At 41.7% G+C, this 2,350-nt stretch carries 2 protein-coding genes; both read right to left on the minus strand.

Features of this window, described 5'->3' with window-relative positions:
• Nucleotides 1-146: 146 nt before the first annotated feature.
• Nucleotides 147-1,124, minus strand: a complete 978-nt coding sequence (locus tag AC5Q5A_RS19700; protein WP_493896354.1) for an N-acetylneuraminate synthase family protein — start codon at nucleotides 1,122-1,124, stop codon at nucleotides 147-149.
• 145 nt (nucleotides 1,125-1,269) lie between these two features.
• A partial coding sequence (locus tag AC5Q5A_RS19705; RefSeq protein WP_493896355.1) for a hypothetical protein occupies nucleotides 1,270-2,350 on the minus strand: 1,081 nt, incomplete at its 5' end.

Consider the following 2,350-nt stretch of genomic DNA (forward strand, 5'->3'; position numbering starts at 1 on the left):
AGAACTTCTAAAAAAATATTACGTTGAAAAGTCGTACACATTTATCGTTCCGGCGCTATTTTTTTAAGAAATTGGGCGATAATAAAGTGCCGAGTAGAGGCCCACTATATCGCCCGCTAACATTGATGTTTTGAAAGAATTATTCACTATCCACGGAAAAAATCATCTTTCTCATAGTTGTTTGCAAAACGTTTTCCAAGGTAATTGGAGTATATATCTTTAGAGGAAACTCCGGTGCCTGGACGTTTAAATACAAAATCCTCGGATTGGATAATGTCGCCAGCTTTCACATCTTTTGCTAGCCAAGCAGACTTATAGTATTTTTTACTGTCAAGTATATCTTGTTTCGTCGGTTGCAATATTCCATCGCCAAGTGATGTGTAGCATTCCTGTATGTTTTCAATCCAATTTTTAAAGTCCTGGGGGTCGTGGGCTTTCCAGTGGCCATTTTCTGGGATCTCCCTTGACAAAGTTAAGCGTTTTTCAACGAAGGTTGCGCCGAGACCGACGGCCATATAATCAAGCCAATCCCTTCGTCCTTGTGGAGTGTAGCCAACCTTATACCCAGCTTCAATCAGCGTCTTTATTGCCCGAAAGTTCATTTCTTCAGGGACTGAAGTGTGAAAATCATGAAGTATTATGAGCTCTCCTCCTCCGGAGCTGTGATAAAACTTCCTAAGGTCCTCAAGATCGTCAATATCAATGGTTCCGGTATCAATAATTAACGGTTTTCCGTTCTTGGCTAATGCTTCGATCATCCGGTAGTGGCTCAAGCTCCATGTGCAAATTTTATTTACAGGAAGATTGAGCTTGTTGACGCGTTGAACTGCGCTTTCTACATGGCATGTAACAACGAGACCAATGTTATATTTGTCACAGTGACTCTTGATCAGAGCCCAGTCCGCGTCAGAGAACTCAAGCTTTAGAAACATTTCGTACATGTTTTCGGTTATGTTGCCCTTTGCCAAAGTCGGATATGTGTATTCAACCGACTTGTCGCCTAGAAGCTCGTTAGCGTCTAACATCTGAAACTTAACAGCGTGAACCCCCATTTTGGCAGCGGTCTCAATCAGCTCAAGGGAGCGATCAATGTCGCCACCGCAGGTTAAGCCGAGGTCTGCCATAACAAAAAGGTCTTTGTTTTGTGGGCGCTCAAATAAGTGGTGCATTGGTTCACTCCGCGAGGAAACGTCGGGAAATTAGGTATGGATTAAAGCCGAAATAGAACGGCACGTCGTTCGTCAGAAATGAAAGTACTTTTCATTTTAACTAGTATAATTTTTGATAGTGAGAATGTACTTGGTAATTGCGGTTTCCTGTCAGCGATAAGGGGGTGTACAAAGGAGGCTTTTTTTTCTGGTACAAATCGATTGCTTTTTTCATGTTTACTGTCGAGATTCCTTGGAATTGAGATATTGTCTCTATATCCCAAGATTTCTCAAGGTATTTTTCCCTAAATTGTATGGCTGAAATTTTTGAGATGCGATTAAATCTCAAGTCACGACTAAGCAAAGAATCAATTTTACTTGTTCCAGTAGTGATCAGTCGCACAAGATCAAAGAATTCAAGCTTTAAAGATGAACTGGACGATTGCCAGTTTGGTCCAAAACCGGAAACTGTACGCGGACTTATGGCAAATTTCTTCCCATAGTGTTCGTTTATATTCACACTATCCCAAAAAATATAGTCACTGAGAAAGTGCCAGTGAACCTCTTCCAGCAGGCTTTCAATTGCTCCTAATTTAAACGTCTCAGAAAATTTCGATCCAGTGTTGGCGATCATATTTCTTACTTGGGGAAGTAGGTTCTTGCCTATCACTATGTCATTAAATGCTGGTGATTTGAGTTGGTTTCTTATGATAAAGGAGTGATTTCCAACAACTTCAGATTGTTGGTTGGGCCCTGCAAAAACGTGCGCAATGCCAAGCTGCTTCGCTGCAAATAAGGCAGCAGCGTGGGTGCCGAAGATTTCTAGATTTCGACAATGGCCATTCCCTACGCTGAACTCCTCAGCGATCGCGGTCCGAATTATATTCTTGGGTAAGGAAAAGCCAATGAAATCGACATTAAAATGTTCTTGGCACGCGCTTAAGATGTTAAAAAACACTTCGTCGTGATATTGGGCATTGAAATATACTACAGTCGGTTTAGTGCCGAGTTTAATAAGGGTGTCCAGCACAAACCAAGTTTCTCCGTCAGCATCGAACGGTACCACAATTCTATCCGGTAGCGATCCCACTGTTTTCTCTAACTCGGACGCAAGAGTATTTTCATTGACGTCGTTCCAGAGTGGAAGAGTATTTTTTCTTAAGTTAAATGAAATGCATCCGGGGCAAAATTTATTGCTCTTG

Source organism: Thalassospira sp. CA1 (assembly GCF_059052855.1).